Below are 20651 nucleotides of genomic sequence, written 5' to 3'. Positions count from 1 at the left end.
ACTATCTCAGATCGTATTCCGGATTGTTTAAATTTTGTTGTTCAGAATAGGAGAGGTCTAAAACCTCGATCATTTCTGCTTTTTTAGGAAAAACCCTGATCATTTGTAAAAGACTAAGTGCTGCTATCACCACAAAAATAATATGAGTATTTAGCATTACGAAAACCATAGCTAGTAATGCGGCAGCTTCTAAAGTGACCGCCTGTATTAATTTACCTTCTCTGTAGACGGAAAGTTTTTTAGCAAAGTCCTGACTGCTTTTAACTTTGGAAATTTTCTTATTGAAAATCAATGAACCAAGGTAAGTCATAAGAAGGAAGAAAATGATACTCCCGGCAATAAAGTAAATCATAAGTTCCGGGGCGAACTCAACGAGTGGAAGAACATCCATAAAAAAGAGTACAGTGATAACAATGCCAAAATTGACGACACCAAGGATAAAAGCTCCAAACAGAATCTTTCCGGCTTTAAAATAACCATCTATAGTTGTGTCTTGCTTAGTCTGGTTCATGATGGATTCCTGTCAAATTTATCCCAGTTCGGCTTACGTTTTTCAAGGAAGGCATTCTTTCCTTCTTCAGCTTCGTCGGTCATATAAGCTAATCTGGTAGCTTCTCCTGCAAAGATCTGCTGGCCAACTAAGCCGTCATCAATAAGATTGAAAGCGTATTTGATCATTTTAATAGCAGTAGGGCTTTTACCTAAAATTTCCTGTGCCCATTCATAAGCAGTTGCTTCCAGTTCATCATGGGGAACTACGGCGTTTACCATTCCCATTTCAAAAGCTTCCTGAGCATTGTAATTTCTACCCAGAAAGAAGATCTCACGGCCTCGTTTTTGTCCAACCTGTCTGGCTAGAAGGGCAGAGCCGAATCCACCATCAAAGCTGGCTACATCTGCATCTGTTTGTTTGAAAATAGCGTGTTCCTTACTTGCTAAGGTCATATCGCAGGTAACGTGTAAACTATGTCCGCCACCAACTGCCCAACCCGGAACAACAGCGATCACAACTTTTGGCATAAACCGAATTAATCTTTGTAGCTCCAGAACGTTTAAACGATTTATTCCATCACCGGCCTGATATCCGGTTTTTGAACGCACTCTTTGATCTCCACCGGAACAAAATGAATACTTACCGTCTTTAGAAGAGGGGCCTTCAGCACTTAATAAAACCACGCCAATGTCATTGTCCTCTTTTGCATCAGAAAATGCTTCATACATCTCAAAAAGAGTTTTAGGACGAAAAGCATTTCTAACATCAGGTCTGTTGAAAGCAATTCTGGCAACGCCATTAAGCTTTCTATAAGTAATATCTTCGTATTCTTTTACTGTGTTCCAGTTCATTTGAGTGTATTGGTTTGTATAAATTTCTTAATTGTCTGAACAAGAGCTTCCGGCTGTTCTAAATGTACTCTATGATTCGCTTTTTCAAAAATCTTTAAAGAAGCCGGTTTGATCCGAGTTTGCATTGTACTCATAACGTTAACGAATTTTTGATCCCTTGCTCCGGCAATCAGCTTCACAGGCATTGATAAGATATTGAGATGCTCTTTAACGCAAGGCATAATCCCTGTACCGAAACCCAGCAAGGAATTGCTCATTGATACAGGATCTTGCCTTTTTTGGATCTCATTTATATCGTTTCTCATTTGCTCAGTTAAAAACTCCGATTCAAAAATCGGGAGCTTTTTCCATTCTTTCAGGAATTGATTGAAATTTCCAATTATTGAATCTGCACGCTGTCCATCTAAAGCTTGTCTGGCCTGGCGCTCTTGTTCATTCTCGATTCCAAAAGTAGTGCTTTCAAGTATCAAACCTTGTATCAGATCGGTGCGCTGTAAAGCTACTTGCAATGCCAGTCTTCCGCCCATGCTGTATCCGTAAAGGAAGAGAGGATATTGAAATTGTTCGGAAATTAGTTTGATCAGATCAGCTGATTGTTCTTTTGATGCAAACCGATAGTGCATTTCAGAGCCTTCTGTTTCTCCATGTCCTAACAGATCAATAGTAATTGGATTGCAAAATTCAGAAAGAGAAGGAATCAATTCCCGGAATGATATGTGGCTACCCATAAAACCGTGCAAAAGAACTAAATAAGGTAACTGTTCTTTGTTTTGATGAATTTCGTAGTGATATTGAATTCCTCTGATCTTAATCTTCATTCTGAGAAGATAAAGAGAAATTCCAAAGCTTGTGGCGTTCGATCATGGAATCATCAGCATCAGTTATACATTCAATTACATGAACTCCCGGTTTATCAACATAGCTTTCAAAAGCGTTGGCAAACTGTTCGGGTTTTGATACAAGAGTATGCCCCACATTAAATCCCCGGCATAAAGAAACGATCCGAACATCCTGAGGAGTCTCAAAAAGCTGATTATGTTTCTTTTTGAATTTATACACCGGCAACATTCGAAAAATAGTACCTCCTCCGTTATTCAGCACAACAATGATCAGTGGATCCTTAATGTTTTTTGCAAGTAACAGAGCGTTAATATCGTGTAGAAAAGCGATGTCGCCGATAAATAAAACGCCCGTTTTTTTCAAAACGCTGCTTAATCCTGCCGTTGTAGAAATAATTCCGTCAATTCCTGCAGCTCCACGGTTTACATAAATCTCTTGTCCTGAAAAGTCAGTAAACAGAGCCAGATCCCGAACAGGAAATGAGTTCGAAAGCATAACAAAACTCTTTTTAGGTATCAGATCACCTGCTTCCTTAAAAATGAATCCATCTGTAAGTGGAGTTGAAGGAAGTATATTGTCTACCAAAAATGAAGAATATTTCTTTGAGACTTTTTTCCATTCTTTAAGCCATTTAGGGGACACATTTCCATTAATATCAGGAATGGAAAGAGGACTTTTTAAATGGATGGTTCGGTCAGGTGGAGTATCTCCATCATTTGGCACTTTTATGCTTGCAAAGCTGATTTGATGAATATCATTACATTCTGAAAGTAATTCTTGCACACCTTTTGAAATTGGAAATGAACCCGCCCGAATTATAAGATCAGGCTTGAGTTGATCTCTGAAATCCGGATCTTTAAGAAAACCGGAGTATCCTGAAATAATATGTTTTGAGTTAGTAATGTTAGAACCCGGTTCTGCAATTACAGGAGCGGATAAAGCACGAGCAAGAGGGGTGATAAATCCAAGCTCAGTTCTGCAGGATTTGGGCCCGACAATTATTAAAGGTTTTTCAGCAGAAATTAATTGAGACCAGAACTTTTCTCCTAAAGTTGTTTCGTCTAAATCTTGAGAGTAATCTGTTTGAGCTCGCTTGGAATGATTGAGATTCTCTTTTTCAATAAGTTTTAAAAAATCATCTTCAGGTTCAAAGGGCTTATCAAAAGAGAAATTGATATGTGAGACACCGGTAAATTCAATTGCAGACTGAACAGCTTGTCTTGCTGCAACTTCAACTCTTTTTTGATTATCTGACGCAGGTCTTGGTTCACCGATCTCATGAAAGAAAACCGGTTGAGTACCAAAGATCTTAACTTGATCAATTGTTTGTGAAGAACCTAAGCCTCTTAAGTGAGGAGGTCGGTCAGCGCTGGCTATGATCATTGGTGTACCGGAGTTGGTAGCCTCATGAACTGCGGGACTATAATTGGCTAATGCTGTTCCTGATGTACAAACCAAAACACTGGGAATACCGGTAGCCTTAGCTTGTCCTAATGCTAAAAATGAAGCTGATCTTTCATCAATTGCTATTGTCTTGTTAATTCCGGGATGTGCAGAAAACGCCAAAGTAAGGGGAGTAGATCTTGATCCGGGAGAAATAACAACATCTCTGACACCTTCCGAAAACAGGGATCGGACAAAAAGAGTGCTCCAATAAAAAGCTAAATTTTGAGGCTCATTTTCTTGCATATTCAAGTGCTGAAAGCATTGGGATAAATTTAAGATTCGTTTCTTCCCATTCCTTTAATGGGTCAGAATCCTTCACAATACCACATCCTGCATAGAAATTCACTTCTTCTTTTTTAATAAGTCCACTTCTTATTGCCACCACAAATTCACCATCTCCGTTAGCGTTAATCCAGCCAATCGGTGCAGCATACCATCCACGATCAAAATCTTCAAATTGAGATATATATGGAATAGCCTGCTCCCTTGGATATCCGCCTACAGCGGGAGTTGGATGTAAATTCTTTAATACCTCAGTTTTGGAAACCCCATCCTTAATATGGGCGCGTATCGGGGTATATAAATGTTGAACATTGGTTAGCTTCTTTATGGAAGGTAACTCTGGGATATGTAGTGAGTCAGAATAGGTTTTCAAGCTCTGGTAAATAGCATTGATCACAAATTCATGCTCATTTCTATCCTTCCTGCTTTTAAGCAACTCATTTTCAAGCTTAACATCTTCCGAAGCTGTTTTTCCTCTTGGTGTACTACCTGCCAAACCTTCTGTGAGAATAAAATCTTTGTTGAAAGAAGCGAGTCTTTCCGGAGTACAGCCAATAAAGCTTGAATCTTCACTTTGTCGGATCAAAAAGGAATAACAGTCCGGATATTGGTGTCTCAGTCGATTTAGAATATGAGTATCACAAACCTGATCAGGAGTATCTATTTTTAATTTCCGGGCAAGTACAATTTTACTGTAACGGTTTTCATCGATCTGGTCGGTAGCTTTTGTAATTGAGTATTTCCAATTTTGAAAATCCGCTGAATCTGTATTCGGAAGCATAACAGAATGTTTGCCGTCGAAATCAGGTCCGACTTCATACGCCTCAGAAGAACATAGCTTATTCAGATATTCTAGTCTTTGATAGATCGAGTCGGTTAAACTTTTTTCGGTATCCGAAAAGTGAATATGAAAGGTTGTAGTTAGTAAGCAAAGAGATCCTTCTACAATTATTGACCATTCAGGAAGTGTAAAAGAAGATGCTCCAAACTCTGCCCAGTCCTTACTAATGTTATGGTCGTGGAAAGAAAACCCTCCGAATAAATGTGGAACTGTTTTAGAATGAGATAACTTCGAGTAGTGGAAGATCTCATTAATTAATTTTTTTCCATTCTGAGATGCTTCTCTGAATCTGGATTTACCGGTAGTTTTTACACGCGAAACTTCACCTGCAGCAGAGATGGAGAAATCCTCAGAAGGTTTTTCCCAATAATATTCAAAGTTCGATTTATCCGGGTTTTGTTCTAGAACTGCTAATACATCTACTTTTTGAATAGGGAAGGAAACAGAAAAATATTTTTTAATTCCTTTTTTCTGAAGCTCTATAGCTTTCCTTAACTGTATTGAAAGTTCTTTCCTGCTTATTTGATATTCAAATAAAGATGCTAAAGAATGATTTTGGAGTCGGTTTTGAGGCATAAAAGCCTTATCAACAATTAACTTTCAATTTAAATTGAAAATAAGAATTGATAGACGAAATACAAAGCAAACAATAGAATTTAGAACAAAACTAATTAACTAAGGCAGGCTATTGCGCGTCGTCATCCTCGCCGGATGCGAAAGGACTCTTAATACCTATTTCGTTCATATCATATTCAGCCAGCTCAAAGAAATATTCCCAGGCAGCTTCGCTTTTGCCGTTTTCGTCAACCCAGGTAGGGTGGCTTTGTTTAATTAATCCAACTGCTCTTTTAGCATATTTAATTCGCTCCTGATCATCTTTGATACGGGGAAGTGCAGCAATCATCAGGTCTAAGTTGTAGCCGCAGTCAAAGTCTTTTGGTTTTTTCTGGTCGATGAACATAAAGTAAAATAGATTGGATTTTGTTGTACCAATGATATGGATAAATAATCATACTGTAAATCAATAATATTAATGAGCATTAAGCATCTTCAGATATAATTTTATACATTTAAAACAATCATTTACAGTCAATTCTATATCAAAAAATGAATTTTAGCAGACTCTTAATAGGTTTATCTCTCATACTTTTTATCAGTTGTAAGAACAACGTTGTTAACGATCAAAATACAAATGCTTTACTTACCGAGTTTAGTATAAAAGAAATACCGAATGGCATGTTTGATATAGATAATGAAACCGGAATCGTAAAACTATCAAACAGGAATTCAGTTCAAATTCCTTCCGATATCTCCTCACTAACCGCGGTTTTTACAGTCTCTGGTGGAGCGGAATTATTCGTAGAAGATCAGGTTCAAATTTCAGGAGATGATACTAATTCTTTTGAACGTGGGTTGTTTTATAAAGTAGTATCAGAAGACGAGCTAACAAGTAAAGAATATTTTATATATCTGGACAAAGACTTGCCGGCAAAATACTTTCATGAAGATGATTTTGATCTTATCTATAACCCATCAGGATTTGCACCATTATCAGCAGCATTAGGTGTTGTTACAAGAGTTCCAACTTCTGTAAGATTTAAAGTATTAGGAGATATTCCGATCGAAAAAGAACTGGGTAGTTTCTCAATACATTTGATAGGTTTACACGGTTTATATGCTGATACAAATAATGAAGTTGAGATTATTTACGATGATGGAAACGGACTGACAGCTACAGATACTTTAGAAATTCAGACAGATCCGCTTCCTGATTTTTTCCCTGAAATAGAAATAGATGTTTTGGATGAATCCAGAATGGAACCGGGAATGCATTTCAGTGAAGTACATATTGGTAATCAAGGTACTTTTAATTCTTACCCGATGATATTTGATAATAACGGAGAAATCAGATGGTATGTAGATCTCAGTGACAGAAATGTAATTGTTTGGCCTATTCAATTTAATGATGATATGTCTTTTTATTCAGCCTCAGGAGTTACAATTCATGAATTCAATATGTTCGGAGAAGCGACCAATAACATCATTGTTGACTTCAATAATATGCATCATGAAATCATAAAGTTGCCTAATGGAAATTATCTGGCAGCAGTTTCAAAAGAGGACGAATATATAACTGATAGTGACAGTGTGGAATTTCGAAGTGTTGAAGATTTTGTCATAGAAGTGGATAAAAACAGCGGAGAAATATTAAGAGAATGGGACATGGCAGAGTTACTCGATATTGACCGAAGAGATTTTAACGATCCGGGAAATGGAGATTGGTTTCATATGAATGCAGTTTGGTATCATGAAGCGGATTCATCATTAATTATTTCGGGTAGAAATCAGGGAGTGGTAAAAGTGAGCTGGGATAATGAATTAGAATGGATTTTGGCTCCACATAAAGGATGGGGAAAAGCAGGCAGAAAAGGTGGAGGACCTGAGACTACTCCATTTCTTTTGACAGCTGTGGATGATAACGGAACACCCTTTAATCAAGATATACAAGACGGCACACTGGCAAGCAATGATTTTGATTGGACGTGGGGACAGCATGCACCATTAATTTTACCGAATGGAAATGTTTTGGTGTTTGATAATGGTGGATTCAATAGAAATTTCGGGAATTATACTTCAATTTTTTCTGCAGCTACAGAGTATGAAATAGATGAAGATAACAAGACTATTAAAGAAGTCTGGTCTTACGGTAAAGAACGAGGAGAATCTACTTATTCATTGATCATTAGTGATGTAGATTATTTGTCAGAAACAGGAAATATACTTTTTGCACCCGGAAATATTACCGAAGGTAACGGGAAGTCAAAAATTGTTGAAGTTACCTATCCAAGTAAAGATGTAGTTTTTGAATCTACTATGATCTTTAAAAACCAGCTAGGAAATGGAGCCGGTTTTGGGAATGTAGATATTTCTTACAGAGCTGAAAGAGTTTCTATATACAGATAACTTAAGTAGGACTTAACTACTTTAACTATGAATTATCTAAAGCTACCATATCAAATGAAGTTCTGTTCGGTATTTATATTGTTGACTGTATTGATTTGGGAGCCGGTCCATTCACAGGATAATTCAGACGACTCCGGAAAGCCTCTGCATGTACTTCAGTTTGAGATTTTAGGCCATGGCGGAATTTATTCATTGAATTTTGAACGAATAACTAACAGGCCGGCTGTTTTAAGAATGGGAATCTCATACCTGAATACCGATGGACATTTGGCTATCAAGGGCTTTACTTTTCCGATGTCTGTTACAGATCTACTTGCTATCGATAAAGATTCATTTGCAGAACTTGGTGCTTTTATGACATTAAGCACAATGGATCAGAAATTTGATGTATGGGTTGGTCCAACTTTTGGTTTTCGGGAGCAAAACATTCAAAGAGGAGATGGGATGGTCAGATTTTTCTTTTCTCCGGGTTATTCCATAAGACATAATGAGTTTTTCATTACCGGTGGTTTGTCTTTCGGAAAAGGATTGTAATAAAATCTGATGAGCTGTTCATTTCACTCCCTAATATTCCTTAGTTTTAAGGAAATAAATAATCTGGAAGAAACGAATGTATTATAACTCAGTAATTGAAGCGGTAGGGAATACTCCTCTGGTGAAACTTCAAAAAATAGCTAAAGATGTTCCCGGAACGGTATTAGCTAAAGTAGAGTATTTCAATCCCGGACAGAGTATTAAAGATCGAATTGCAATAAAAATGATCGATGATGCCGAAGCAAAAGGATTGATAAAACCCGGCGGAACTATTATTGAAGGAACTTCAGGAAATACAGGAATGGGGTTGGCTCTGGTTGCCATTCAAAGAGGGTATAAATGTATTTTCACTACTACAGATAAGCAAAGCCAGTCGAAGGTGGATATTTTAAAAGCGTTGGGTGCGGAAGTGATCGTTTGTCCGACCAATGTGGAAGCAGATCATCCGGATAGTTATTACTCAACTTCTAAGCGTTTAAGTGAAGAAACTCCTAATTCTTATTACCCTAATCAATATGATAATCTGAGTAACACTCAAGCGCATTACGAGAGTACGGGACCGGAACTTTGGGAGCAAACTGAAGGAAAAATCACTCACTTTGTGGCCGGGATGGGAACAGGAGGAACTATTTCAGGAACTGCTAAATTTTTGAAAGAGAAGAATCCGGATATTAAGATCATTGGTATTGACAGTGTAGGATCTGTGTATAAAAAGTATTTTGAAACAGGGGAGTTTGATGAAAATGAGATCAAACCTTACATGACGGAAGGGATAGGTGAAGATATTATCCCTGAAGCCATAAATTTTGATTATGTGGACGAAGTAATTCAGGTGAATGACAAAGATTCTGCATTGATGACCAGACGCTTGTCAAAAGAAGAGGGTTTATTTGTAGGTTGGTCTTGTGGTTCTGCTGTAAAAGGAGCACTGGATTATGCAAAAGAATATCCGTTAGGATCGAACGATGTAATGGTAATTATACTTCCTGATAGTGGAACCCGTTACATTGGCAAGATCTACAACGATGAATGGATGAAAAAACAAGGATTTTTAGATTAAAATATTATGGCTGAACAAAACCAAACGATGAACCCGGGACAAATGGAGATAGAACTCAAAGAAGAAGAGGCTACCGGGACGTATTCAAATCTCGTAATGATCACTCATTCTCCATCAGAATTTATTTTAGACTTTATCGCAGTAATGCCGGGTGTTCCAAAAGCAAAAGTAGTGAAGAGAATGATCTTAACTCCTGATCACGCTAAGAGATTAGCCGGTGCTTTAAACGATAATGTAAAGAAGTTTGAAGAGGAACACGGCGCTATTTCCTCTAGCAAAGAGAAGGTAGATATTCCAATGTACCGAGGACCTGTTCCGGAAGCTTGATCATTTCTTTGCTGAAATCAGCAGAAATACTCCTACTATAAAAAAGCATATGTGAGCTATTGAAGCGGCTAACAGAGGACTGATGGTTCCATAGTATCCGAATGGTTCTGCGATTTTCATGAATGCAAGATAAAGAAAGCTGATAGCGAGACCTGATGCAAGATAGATCCCTTTTCCCCCACGTCGTTTAACGGAAGCAACGGCAAAGCCCACAATGATTACAATGATAATTGAAAGGGGATAAACCAATCTGCCGTAAAATTGTACTTTAGGCAGGTTGATGTTACCTGCACCACTCCGTTCTATGGAGTCAATATATTCTACAGCTTCTTTGTAAGTGAGTTGATAGATATCTGATGTTGATCTGGAAAGGTCTCGTGGATAGATATTTAAAGTGGTATCTATTTCAGTGACTGAAGTTTCGGTATATCCGGTCTTTGAGAAATCGCGAATTTGAACAACTTTCAACTTCCAGAATTGCTCTTCATCATTCCATGCCATTTGTTGAGCAGTCATTGTTTTTTTTACGCCAGAACTATCACTATTTGTAAGCGTAATTCTATAAGCAATATTCTGCGTGTCATCGTAATAATTTACGCTCAAAATAGAATTCTTAGAAACTTGCCTGAAAATATTATTGCTGTCGATAGAGTCACTGCTTTTTCTGAGGTATTTAGATTCAAAAGCAGTTTTCTTCTTATTTGAGTTTGGGATCACATTTGAGTCCAGATAACTGACGGCGGCCGCACACAAGAAAGCGAATAACAAATAAGGCACGATCAATCTGTAAAGACTAATACCAGCTGCTTTCAAAGCGGTTATCTCTAATCTCTCGGTTAATTGACCGGTTATAAAAAGACAAGCTGTAAATACCGCTACGGGTAGTATAAGCCGGATCATTTCAGGAGTGTAATTCAAATAATAGTCACCCCAGATCTCAGCCATTGTGGCGCCTTTATCCGAATAATCATCACTATTCTCCGAGAAATGGATCATAATGAAAATGAATACTAGTATTACTATCACGAATAATGTGATTGATAACAATCTTAGTATAATATATCTGTCCAGCTTATTAATCATTTTTAGAGAATAAATCCTTTAATCGGAACTCAGTAGTTAGTCGAATCAAAAGCAGAATTCCAATGAAAGAGAAAACTACATTAAAGGTCCACATTCCTATGAAAGGAGTTACAAAAAGTCGGTCAGCTAGTTTCTCTCCCTGAATTAGGGATATCCAATAGAAAGTTAAAATAACGGTGCTGATAATTGCTGCTACTCCAAAGTTTCCTCTTTTTGTCATGATACCAATTGGTGCTCCAAGTAGGATAAAAACAATACACGCAAAAGGAATTGAGAATTTTTTATGAATCTCTACAAGGTAACGGTTTCTGGCTTTTTTTCTGAAATTGATGCTGGCCTGTACATTTTGGAGCGATGCTTTGTAGTTATTTAGATCAGTAACAGTAGCCTGAAAGAGTGATTTTTGCTCAGCAATGTTTTCCAGATTATTGGCTACTAATGAATTTGTGTTAAGAACTGTATCCTGTACATCATCATTTTGAACTGCTTTGCGTTCAGAACCCAACTCCGAAACATCTAAACTGGGAAGAGTATTTCTGAGTTCCAGCAGATCTTTAAAGTGATTGTTTATGTCTCTGCTCAATGAGTCTACTATGATCTTCATAGACTGTATGTTCATTGTACGATCACTTCTGTTCCGTCTTTTGGGATCCGATTTTTCAAATGCCAGATCAGCAAGATCAAAGGTGATCCTGTGCTCCTTGAATGTAGATATTTCAACGGTGGTTTTGCTTCGGCTGCGGGTAGCCGGAAACTTCTGCATATTTCCATCAAACAGGTATAATGAAAGCATCTCACTGTTTTCTGAAAGTAAAAAACCTTTCTCAGCTTTAATAAATGCTTCATCAGCGCTTCTTGTAGGTTCCTGAAATAACGTTATTCCGTACAGGCTATCTGTTTCACTATCAATGTTATCGACAAGGAAGATATATCCTTCTATACCATCGTAAAACTCGTTTGGTTTTAGATCGAAGCCCGGTTTTTTAAGCCTTATATCGATAAACAGGGATCTTGACTTATGATTTGCTTCCGGGAGCAGATCATTTGAAAACCAGGCAAGCCCAATACAAAGTGTAATACTTGTTATCAGAACAGGAAGTATAACTTTCATTGGATGTATACCGGATGCCCTGATTGCTGTGAGTTCCTGCAGCTCTGAAAATTTACCGAACGCCATTAATGTGGATACCAGTACAGCCATGGGAGCGGCAAGTACAACCATGTATGCCAAGTTTGTTATGATAAGCTCAAAAATAACCCGTAGTGGAATATCTTTTCCTATTAACTGATCTATATGCAGGATCAGGAATTGCATCAACAACAAAAACATCAAGGTAAGAAAGCAAAATAAAAATGGCCCTACATGCTTTTTAAGAAGGTCTATTTGTAGAGAGTTGACAAATTTTTTAAGCATTGAAAATTTTTGAAGTACTATTCTGTAATCCTACACGTAAAGAAAAGGAAATTATTGGACGAAAATATATAAAGGTTTGTAGATTTATACTTTTAAGATAAGTGAATATATGTTATTATCGTTGCCAATTCGAATACTAAAAGAAGTTGAACGGCCTATAAATAAATTGCTACAAAACTAAGTTTTAAATCCACAGTTTTAGCTGTCTTTTGAATCTATCTACCAGGCTTTTACTTACTTCAACGTTCTTGCTTTTTGCCGGGGTACTTTTAAATATACCCGCTGGCTATGCTCAGCAAAGAGCGGTTATTGACACCTCGAAAGTTGTTGCTGATACTTCTCTGACCGGGATAAAATTCTACTATCCTTTTAAAAGACAACCTTTTAGTAATTTTACTACCAGAAAGGTTCCTAAGATATACAGATTATCAGAAGGTGATTTTAATCAGGAAGTCACATGGGATTCTGTTTCCACTTACAAAGTTCAGCAAAAGATAAGCGGTACTTCAGTACTAATACCCGGTTACTATAATTTTGATAGTTTTGCAGAACAGAAAAAGGAAATTCAGAAAAAAGAACTCGCCTTACTACTAATACAAGAGGGAAAAAAAGAAGAACAACAGGGTAGAGGATTGTTAGATTTCAGTCTTAGAATACCCGGAGGTGAGAATTCTGCTTTTACAACGATATTTGGAAAACCGGAAGTAAATCTTCGTGTTAATGGTTCAGCCAATATGAATGTTGGAGCATCGATCCAAAAAGTGGAAGATCCAAACATTCCTGAGGATCAGCAAAAGAGAGTAGATCCTACTTTTAATCAGAATCTGCAATTAAATATTCAGGGTACCATTGGTGATAAACTTACCATTGCTACTGATTGGGATACAGAACGTGCCTTTGACTTTCAAAACAGGCTTAAGATCGCTTATACCGGTTATGAAGATGAGATCATCAAAAGTGTTCAATTAGGAAACGTTTCTATGGAAACGGGAAACTCCTTAGTAAAAGGTGGTGGTTCTCTTTTCGGAATAAAATCTGTAGCTGAGCTAGGCCCTTTGAGAGTTACTTCTGTGGTTTCTCAACAAAAAGGTGAAAGCAAAACTCAATCCATTACTGGAGGATCACAGGAAGTTCAATTTGAATTGAGGCCAACAGATTATGACGATGACCAGCATTTCTTTATTGATTTCTACAATCGGCAACGGTACGAAAGCAATATGCTTGACAACCTTCCAAGAACCGGTCAGGATTTTCAGTATCCACAAATGAATGTATGGATTGAAGACGCAACCGGAGCCGCGGCAAGTGAATCGTTCAGAGCCTATGCTTTTGTTGATCTTGGAGTTGTTGAAAACCCCGACGGATCTTTTGACCCGCCGAATCCTGAAAATGACCGAATTGATGATCAGAAATTGGAGGACAGAAGAAACAATACTTCTGTTCAAACCGATGATCTTAATTTAAAAGGAAGCGTTCAGCCGGGTAGTTATTATGTTAAGTTAGTCGAAGGAGAAGATTATGAATTTAACAGGGCTCTGGGAATAATAAGCCTGAAAAGAAGAGTGGGTAGTAATTCCACCCTTGCTGTTTCATTTTCTTATACTTCATTAGATGGCTCCGGAGAAGTTGTTCAGGTGGGGGATCTTGAGCCAAAAGATGGTGGTATTACATACCTGAAGTTACTAAGACCAAGAAATTTAACTCCTGATAAGTTTGCCTGGGACTTAACCATGAGGAACATTTATTCTTTGGGTGTTACTAATATCACAAGAGAAGGGTTAACTCTGGATTTTGAAATAACCAAAGACAATCAGTCCATAAACAGAATTCCTGGACGAACCCCAACTCTTTTGGAAGATCTGGGTTTAGATCTTCAGGATTCACAAGAAGCATTAGGAAAAGATGGGCTTATAGATTTTGATGGACTAAGATTCGATCCTTTTACCGGGCGTATTATGTTTCCGTATCTCGAGCCATTTGGTGCCCGAATCGATACTCTTATATCAGATCTTGCAACTGATGAATCTGAATTGGTTTTTGATTCTTTGTATTCAGCTAAAAAAGATATCGCATTTGAAAGTACTCAAAACAGATTTTATGAAATAAGTGGTAGTTCTAAAGGTGGTGTTTCCAGTTCTTTTTTCCTTGGGGATTTGGTTGAAGGATCAGTAAAGATTTTTGCTAACGGGGCTGAGTTAATAGAAGGGGTCGATTACGAGGTTGATTATTCTTTTGGAAGTGTGAGTATATTAAATGATCGGTTTTTAGCTTCCGGTCAAAATCTGAGAGTTGAGTATGAAAATAATCAGTTCTTTTCGATCGGTCAGAAAAACTTTACGGGGATAAGAGCCGAATATTTGCTCTCCAACAATATCAGTTTTGGAAGTACATTTTTCAGATTAAACGAACAAACTCTCTCTGAAAAGATAAGAATAGGTAACGAGCCGATTAACAACACTGTTATTGGTTTGGATGCCAATGCTAAATTTGATACTCCATGGATAACCCGATTCATTGATAAGATCCCGTTGTTGCAAACAAGAGCGGAATCAAATTTTAGTGTAAGTGGAGAATTTGCTCAATTACGTCCCGGAGTTGCAAATACGAACGCTGTAAGAGACGCCATTGACAATGGAATACTATTCGAAGACGAAGAGAACGGACTATCTTTTATAGATGATTTTGAAGGAGCTGAATTTAGTATCCCATTTAAATTCGCATCACGATGGAATTTACCTAGTGCACCGGCGGCAGTTCCTGGTCATGATGAAAATTTTGAAACGGATACTAATCCGGCATCTGATGCAATGTCAAAAATAGCAAGGTCAGATCTAAGAGCTCAATTTGTGTGGTACGAAATTCCCCGAAATGTATCTAGTATAGTCGGAAATGTGGAATATACACCTGAATCCCGTCCTGTATTTGTGAGAGATGTATTCAAAGGAAGGGAAACAACCAATCCGCAGGAAGAGATCATTACTCCGCTAGATGTTTATTACAACCCAACAAAACGAGGTCCATACAATTATAATCCGGACCTTAAAAATAAACTCGAGAACGAACCCGAAGATATGTGGGGTGGTATGACAGCGGTTCTTCCTACCGGACAGGAAGATCTCACTCAGAACAATATTGAATTCTTAGAATTTTGGGTTCAAAGTATTTTACCGGAAGGCAGAGATCCTGATGCACAGGATATAAATGAAGACTATGCAGGGAAGATATATATCGATCTCGGAATTATCTCTGAAGATATAGTGCCAAACGAAGTTTCAAACTCAGAGGATGGTTTAGCTCAAAATATTGCAAGTTTAGAAAAAGATGCTGCCGGTAGATCATACATTCCAACCATTCCAACACCTCCGCAAGGTCAATTTTCTAATGAAAACAGAGATCTGGAAGACGTTGGTCTGGATGGTGTTCCTAATGAAGATGGGTTCAATCCGGAAACTACCGAAAAAGTACTTTTTGCAAGCTTTCTAGCTGACATGGAAGCTGCATATGGGCTGAATAGTCCTGAGTATCAGGAAATTGAATCAGATCCATCCAATGATGATTATGTGTACTACGGAGAATCAAAAGTTGATGGACTAAAACTGCACGAGCGCTTCCATAGAGTGCGGGGTTATTACGATGGTAACACGCCAATAGCCGGTGGTGATAAGAGAGCCGTAACCAACAAACCTGATAAGGAAGGTTTAATCACACCTTCAAATGTTGAAATTCAAAACACCTACTATCAATATGAGATAAACTACAACCCGGCCGATTTTGATAATCTTCAGATAGGTTCTGATAGTACTTTTATTGTTGATAAAGTAGGAGGTGGTTCACAGGATAGAACCTGGAGATTGATCCGAATTCCACTAAGCGAGTTTACCAGAAAGGTTGGAAATATCAATGGCTTTCAAAACATTTCATATATGCGTGTTTGGATGTCAGGATATAAAGAGCCATTTACGTTGCGTTTTGCAACTTTTGAATTTGTTGGTAGCCAGTGGAGGGAAGCTGAGAATATTACGGAGTCAAGAGGATCAGCATCAGATTTTAAAGTTGCTACAGTAAATATCGAAGAGAACGCAAGCAGATCTCCAATTCCTTATCGTCAACCGGAAGGTGCGATCAGAGCGGTAAACAGAGGAGCACAGTCACAAACTCTGGCTAACGAGCAATCTCTTGTATTACAAACAGAAGGACTGGGTTCTCAGGAGATCAACTTTGTTAAAAGGGTTTATCCGGGTGGATTGAATTTCCTTAATTATTCTAACATCAGAATGTTTGTTCATGGTGAAGGCTATGAGGATGCCGAAGATGCGGAGCTGGTAATAAGAATGGGAACAGATCTGGATAACGATTTTTATGAGTATCGCCAGCCCGTTACCCCTACGGATCCGGACTTTAACTTTGGGAGTTATGATCCTGCAGAAGGTGGCAGATTAAACGCTGAAGCTGAAGAGATATGGAAATATGATGAGAATAGCATGAATATCATTATCTCAGCTTTTAATGTACTAAAGCAGGAAAGAATTAATAATAACGGAGATCCCACTCAGATCTATGAAGGAAGGACAGCTCTTCCTGCAGGTATGACTCCCGGCGCCAAAATAGCAATAAAAGGAAATCCGTCTTTAGACAGAGTATCTGAACTTGCGATCGGGATCAGAAACCCGCACGACATGAACGATATGGATTCGCCCGGCACTCCGGTTCTGGATGCAGAGTTTTGGGTGAATGAGCTAAGAATTTCAGGATTTGATAACGAAAATGGTTGGGCAGCGAATGGTAAAGCAAGTTTAAAACTGGCTGATTTTGCAACAATGAATGCAAACGTAACTAAACAAACTACAGGATTTGGTGGATTAGATTCTAGATTGGGGCAGCGAAGTGTATCCGATAACTTGGGATATTCAGTCAGCTCGACGGTTAATTTGCATAAACTTATTCCTGACCGTTATGGATGGTCATTCCCGGTTACTGTTTCTGCCAGAAGGAATTCATCTACTCCAAAGTTTTTACCGGACAGGGGAGATATCAGACTTGATGATTTTATAAGCGCTGAAAGAGCTAAAACTGATATTCCTCAATCGGAGATAGAACAAAATATTGATGATAAGATCAGGGAGATCCAAACAGTATCAGAAGGGTACTCTTTAAATGTATCAAATATTTCTAAGTCGAATTCTGAAGGCAAACTAGCCCAGTATACGATCGACAAGCTTAAACTAAGTTATGTTTACAACGAAGGATTCTCCAGAAATCCACAGTTGGATGAACAGAATAACTGGAATTATTCTTCATCGCTTAGCTATAATCTTACATTCCCCAGAGTTAAACTGTTCAGGCCTTTTAAATTTACGGAATCGTTACCCGGTTTAAATGTTTTATCAGGCTTAAGAGTAGGATACATGCCTTCAAGTATCAGCGCTTCCACCAGTGTATCCCGCAGCTATGACGAAAGGAGAAGAAAGATCTTAGGAGATGAAACCATCCTGCCAATACAGCAAACGCATTCTTTCACGCAAAAATCGAATTTTGGGTTTAACTATCCTTTAACTCCATCTATAAATACTTCCTTCAGATCTAATACCAACTTTGACCTTTCAAATATTGGTATTGAAAACTCAAATCAAACGGGAGTTGATAGTCTCAGGTTTAATGTAAAACCTACTTTTAGTGTTTTCAATGATATTATCACTCAGGATTCTGTTTCAGGTAGAAGGTCGAGCTATTCTGAATCTTATACAGCAAGCTGGAGACCTAAGCTCAATAATATAAAAGCTCTTAACTGGATCTCTTATAATGCATCCTACTCAGGTGGATTTCAGTGGAATAACAGTCCGCGCGGATCTAATTTAGGTGCCAGAATATCCAACACTTTTGATCTTACTAACACTGTTAAATTTAACGTTGGAAAAATTATTGATGGAATAGGTTTTGTGAATTCTATGAGGGATACTGATAAAGAAGAATCCACCAGAAGAAAAAACAGTAAACCTGCTGCCGATGATACCACATCTGCCGGAAATATAAATATCTTTAAAGATGCTCAGTTTGTAGGTAGGAAGGTAGTTTTGGCACTTTTTAGTATGAAAAATGTTGATTTGAGCTATAGAAAAGGGAAAAGTTCGAGTCAACAAGGCTATGGAGGGCAATCTCAAATTTTTTATGCTTTTGGAGACCAGGGAGTCGGTTCTTATTCCCCTCCACTTGGATACAGAACAGGATTTAGTGAGGATATTACCAGAGATCAATTGATACGAAACGAGAATAACCCTCTGGCGATAAATAAAACGTACACTGATAATTTGACGCTGGGTACTTCGCTCAAACTATTTAACAATATTTCCATCGATCTGGACTGGGCTACCAGGTGGGATGAAAGAAATACAGAAACACTGACCTTTTCCGGAGCAAGTGATATAAACTCAGTGAATATTTCTTCGGGAGATATAAACTCCTCGGTTTGGGCTTTTGGAGTTGGTTACGAAGACTTTTTCCGATCACAATTAAGTACAGCATTTCAGGATCTTGATGGGGGAGTGATCGATGATTCAAATGGAAACAATGACGGCAGAACGGTATTGAACAGGGTTACACTTCAGGATGACTTCAGGAGTTCTTATTTATCAGGAAACACAGCCGGAGTTGGGCAGAAGCAGTTTACACCAATCCCAAAACCAAACTGGAGAGTTACCTGGCAGGGTTTTGAGAAAATCATTCCGTTTCTTGGCGATAAAATGAATCGTGCATCCCTGACCCATAGCTACAAAGGCACCTACCGACTTGGGTGGCAGTTTATAAATCAATTTGGTGATGAGACTTCTCAGAACATTGGCGGAATTACCATAAACGATAACAGAGATAAATTTGAACCAGCTTCCATAACTATAGATCAAAGATTCAGTCCGCTGATCCAATTAAATGTAACCTGGAAAAATTCTTTAAAAACTGATTTTGGCTATGAGACAAGTAAACTAACCAGCTTTGCTTTATCCAGTAAAACAGTATCTGAAAGACGATCAAAAGGCTTTAAAGTAAATCTGAATTATACCTTCCGTAAAGTATCCATTCCAATCTTTCCAAATATTAAAAACAATATTGATCTGGCAGTAAGCGGAAACTTCAGTGAAGATGCAGATCAAAATTTTATTCTGGTAAATGATCTTATTACAGCATTCCAAAGCTTTAATGAAAATGGTACAGATGTAGATGCTTACGACTTTACTCCTCAAAACGAGACAGGGCAGAAGCGGTATAATGGTTCGCTAGTGATCGGTTACCGGATATCCAGTACTATTAATTCTAACTTTGAGTACACCTACAACAGAGTGATACCAAAAGGCTCTTCCATTCCGCCAAGAACCAATCAGGAAATTAGATTCAATATTAGAATTGCTATTCAGTCCAGATAAATGATTGTGAATAACGGATATTGAATATTTAATAATGAATGTAGAGTTAATCCAATACCTCTTTCCATTTATCTGATTCAGCAAATTCCTTTACGATTTGATTTCTTTTCTCCAGTAAATCAGTCATAAGGTTTTATACACATTGTTTGCTACTAGCTTTATTTTCTTTCTTCCATGAGTTTAAGAAAAATTTGGAATCACATGTTCTCCGATTTCTTCAATCAATTCATTTGCTGGTCTTGAGCCATACTTTAAATTTAAGATCACATGATTGACACCATACGACTCTAACGATTTCAAGTGAGCATTTAAATATTCAGTTCCTGATCTGAATCCAAGATGAATAGGGGTCGGCGCACTTTTTGGATCTATAGTCACGTCTACATATAGGGACTGCATAAAGGGTTTCCAGTCTATTTGTATTTTAGAAAGTGAATTTCTCCATTGTTGCATCACCAATTCCAAGGTTTTGAAATCTCTAGGATAATAGAGCCAACCATCAGAATGTTCAGCAATCCAGTCTAATGACTGACCGGAATGACCGGTTACAAGCATAGGTGTTTTCTTGTAATACTTTGGCAGTAGATCAATTCCTCCATTTGTGTTGCCATAAAATTTTGAATTGTAATTGGGAAAATCTCCTTGCAATGCTTTTATGTAATGAAAACTATCTCTAAAGAGTTCTGATTTGTTTTCTAATTGCTGATTAAATGCAGGATATTCAATAGGACGATCTCCAGAGGCTACACCCAAAATTAGTCTTTCGTTTGATAGTATTTGAAGACTGTTTATTGATTTAGCAGTATGCACAGGATGGCGCAAAGGTAGAATGATGCTTGCAGAACCTAAAGCAATTTCCTTGGTCTGATTCATTATGTGAGTCATATAGATCCAAGGATCATAAAGTTGCCCGACATCACCAAAATTTGGGTCATTGAAAGGAACATCCCTAAACCAAAGTGCTTTAAAGCCCAACTCTTCTGCTCTTTTAGCGAGTAATTCTTGATTTTCCATTTTTGGGATAGAGCCGCTATATGCTTCTAATGGGAATACCAATCCTAAGGTTAATTTATCTTTGGATGCTATTTTAGAATAAACATTCAT

Annotated in this window: 13 protein-coding genes and 1 pseudogene; 5 read left to right on the top strand and 9 right to left on the bottom strand. The window is 37.9% G+C overall.

The features are described from left to right. Position 1: 1 nt before the first annotated feature. From A8B79_RS02090 to A8B79_RS02065, 6 genes are all read right to left on the bottom strand, one after another. A complete protein-coding gene (locus tag A8B79_RS02090; protein WP_066217378.1) occupies positions 2-511 on the bottom strand; it encodes a hypothetical protein in 510 nt (169 codons plus the stop codon). Next, entirely contained in the window at positions 508-1344 is an 837-nt protein-coding gene (locus tag A8B79_RS02085; protein WP_066217376.1) for a 1,4-dihydroxy-2-naphthoyl-CoA synthase, read from the bottom strand. Before A8B79_RS02085 ends, A8B79_RS02090 begins: the two co-directional genes overlap by 4 nt. Next, positions 1341-2162: a 2-succinyl-6-hydroxy-2,4-cyclohexadiene-1-carboxylate synthase gene (gene menH, locus A8B79_RS02080; RefSeq protein ID WP_066217374.1), complete on the bottom strand. Its 822-nt coding sequence runs from the start codon at positions 2160-2162 to the stop codon at positions 1341-1343. The genes A8B79_RS02085 and menH overlap by 4 nt, the downstream gene beginning before the upstream one ends. Then, on the bottom strand, positions 2152-3873 hold the full coding sequence (menD, locus tag A8B79_RS02075) for a 2-succinyl-5-enolpyruvyl-6-hydroxy-3-cyclohexene-1-carboxylic-acid synthase (RefSeq protein ID WP_066217373.1): 1722 nt from the start codon (positions 3871-3873) through the stop codon (positions 2152-2154). The genes menH and menD overlap by 11 nt, the downstream gene beginning before the upstream one ends. Beyond that, complete coding sequence (locus A8B79_RS02070; protein ID WP_066217372.1) at positions 3860-5329, bottom strand: isochorismate synthase; 1470 nt, start codon at positions 5327-5329, stop codon at positions 3860-3862. The genes menD and A8B79_RS02070 overlap by 14 nt, the downstream gene beginning before the upstream one ends. Positions 5330-5438: 109 nt before the next feature. Then, positions 5439-5714, bottom strand: coding sequence for a DUF4290 domain-containing protein (locus A8B79_RS02065; protein WP_066217370.1), 276 nt, complete (start codon positions 5712-5714; stop codon positions 5439-5441). A gap of 146 nt (positions 5715-5860) precedes the next feature. Here A8B79_RS02065 and A8B79_RS02060 point away from each other — a divergent pair, with 146 nt between their 5' ends. From A8B79_RS02060 to A8B79_RS02045, 4 genes and pseudogenes are all read left to right on the top strand, one after another. After that, the gene (locus A8B79_RS02060) at positions 5861-7717 is read left to right on the top strand and encodes an aryl-sulfate sulfotransferase (RefSeq protein WP_066217368.1); all 1857 of its coding nucleotides are present in this window, start codon (positions 5861-5863) and stop codon (positions 7715-7717) included. A gap of 27 nt (positions 7718-7744) precedes the next feature. Beyond that, positions 7745-8251 (top strand): hypothetical protein, encoded by a 507-nt coding sequence (locus A8B79_RS02055; RefSeq protein ID WP_153038326.1) that lies wholly within the window; start codon positions 7745-7747, stop codon positions 8249-8251. Between the two features lie 76 nt (positions 8252-8327). Beyond that, positions 8328-9308, top strand: a pseudogene (locus tag A8B79_RS02050) (PLP-dependent cysteine synthase family protein); the annotation flags it as partial. A 9-nt stretch (positions 9309-9317) separates the two neighbouring features. Further along, positions 9318-9638, top strand: a complete 321-nt coding sequence (locus tag A8B79_RS02045; protein WP_066217363.1) for a DUF3467 domain-containing protein — start codon at positions 9318-9320, stop codon at positions 9636-9638. On the opposite strand, the gene A8B79_RS02040 is transcribed toward A8B79_RS02045, so the two are convergent. Both A8B79_RS02040 and A8B79_RS02035 read right to left on the bottom strand, forming a co-directional pair. Next, positions 9639-10721 (bottom strand): LptF/LptG family permease, encoded by a 1083-nt coding sequence (locus A8B79_RS02040; RefSeq protein WP_066217361.1) that lies wholly within the window; start codon positions 10719-10721, stop codon positions 9639-9641. After that, the gene (locus tag A8B79_RS02035) at positions 10714-12135 is read right to left on the bottom strand and encodes an LptF/LptG family permease (RefSeq protein ID WP_076782510.1); all 1422 of its coding nucleotides are present in this window, start codon (positions 12133-12135) and stop codon (positions 10714-10716) included. Before A8B79_RS02035 ends, A8B79_RS02040 begins: the two co-directional genes overlap by 8 nt. Positions 12136-12344: 209 nt before the next feature. Here A8B79_RS02035 and sprA point away from each other — a divergent pair, with 209 nt between their 5' ends. Then, entirely contained in the window at positions 12345-19547 is a 7203-nt protein-coding gene (gene sprA / locus A8B79_RS02030) for a T9SS outer membrane translocon Sov/SprA (protein ID WP_235603522.1), read from the top strand. A gap of 180 nt (positions 19548-19727) precedes the next feature. Here sprA and A8B79_RS02025 read toward each other — a convergent pair whose 3' ends face one another. After that, the gene (locus tag A8B79_RS02025; RefSeq protein ID WP_066217359.1) at positions 19728-20651 is read right to left on the bottom strand and encodes an LLM class oxidoreductase; all 924 of its coding nucleotides are present in this window, start codon (positions 20649-20651) and stop codon (positions 19728-19730) included.

The organism is Balneola sp. EhC07 (assembly GCF_001650905.1).
GTDB lineage: Bacteria > Bacteroidota > Rhodothermia > Balneolales > Balneolaceae > Balneola.
The sequence above is the reverse complement of the archived record's forward strand: the minus strand, read 5'-3'. Positions and strand labels throughout refer to the sequence as shown.

Bases quoted from the DNA above. Each gene is read 5' to 3' on its own strand.
- A8B79_RS02085 (WP_066217376.1), bottom strand. From the start codon at position 1,344: ATGAACTGGAACACAGTAAAAGAATACGAAGATATTACTTATAGAAAG.
- A8B79_RS02040 (WP_066217361.1), bottom strand. From the start codon at position 10,721: ATGATTAATAAGCTGGACAGATATATTATACTAAGATTGTTATCAATC.
- A8B79_RS02025 (WP_066217359.1), bottom strand. From the start codon at position 20,651: ATGAATGTTTATTCTAAAATAGCATCCAAAGATAAATTAACCTTAGGA.
- A8B79_RS02045 (WP_066217363.1), top strand. From the start codon at position 9,318: ATGGCTGAACAAAACCAAACGATGAACCCGGGACAAATGGAGATAGAA.
- A8B79_RS02065 (WP_066217370.1), bottom strand. From the start codon at position 5,714: ATGTTCATCGACCAGAAAAAACCAAAAGACTTTGACTGCGGCTACAAC.
- A8B79_RS02070 (WP_066217372.1), bottom strand. From the start codon at position 5,329: ATGCCTCAAAACCGACTCCAAAATCATTCTTTAGCATCTTTATTTGAA.
- menH (WP_066217374.1), bottom strand. From the start codon at position 2,162: ATGAAGATTAAGATCAGAGGAATTCAATATCACTACGAAATTCATCAA.
- A8B79_RS02060 (WP_066217368.1), top strand. From the start codon at position 5,861: ATGAATTTTAGCAGACTCTTAATAGGTTTATCTCTCATACTTTTTATC.
- A8B79_RS02035 (WP_076782510.1), bottom strand. From the start codon at position 12,135: ATGCTTAAAAAATTTGTCAACTCTCTACAAATAGACCTTCTTAAAAAG.
- A8B79_RS02090 (WP_066217378.1), bottom strand. From the start codon at position 511: ATGAACCAGACTAAGCAAGACACAACTATAGATGGTTATTTTAAAGCC.
- A8B79_RS02055 (WP_153038326.1), top strand. From the start codon at position 7,745: ATGAATTATCTAAAGCTACCATATCAAATGAAGTTCTGTTCGGTATTT.
- menD (WP_066217373.1), bottom strand. From the start codon at position 3,873: ATGCAAGAAAATGAGCCTCAAAATTTAGCTTTTTATTGGAGCACTCTT.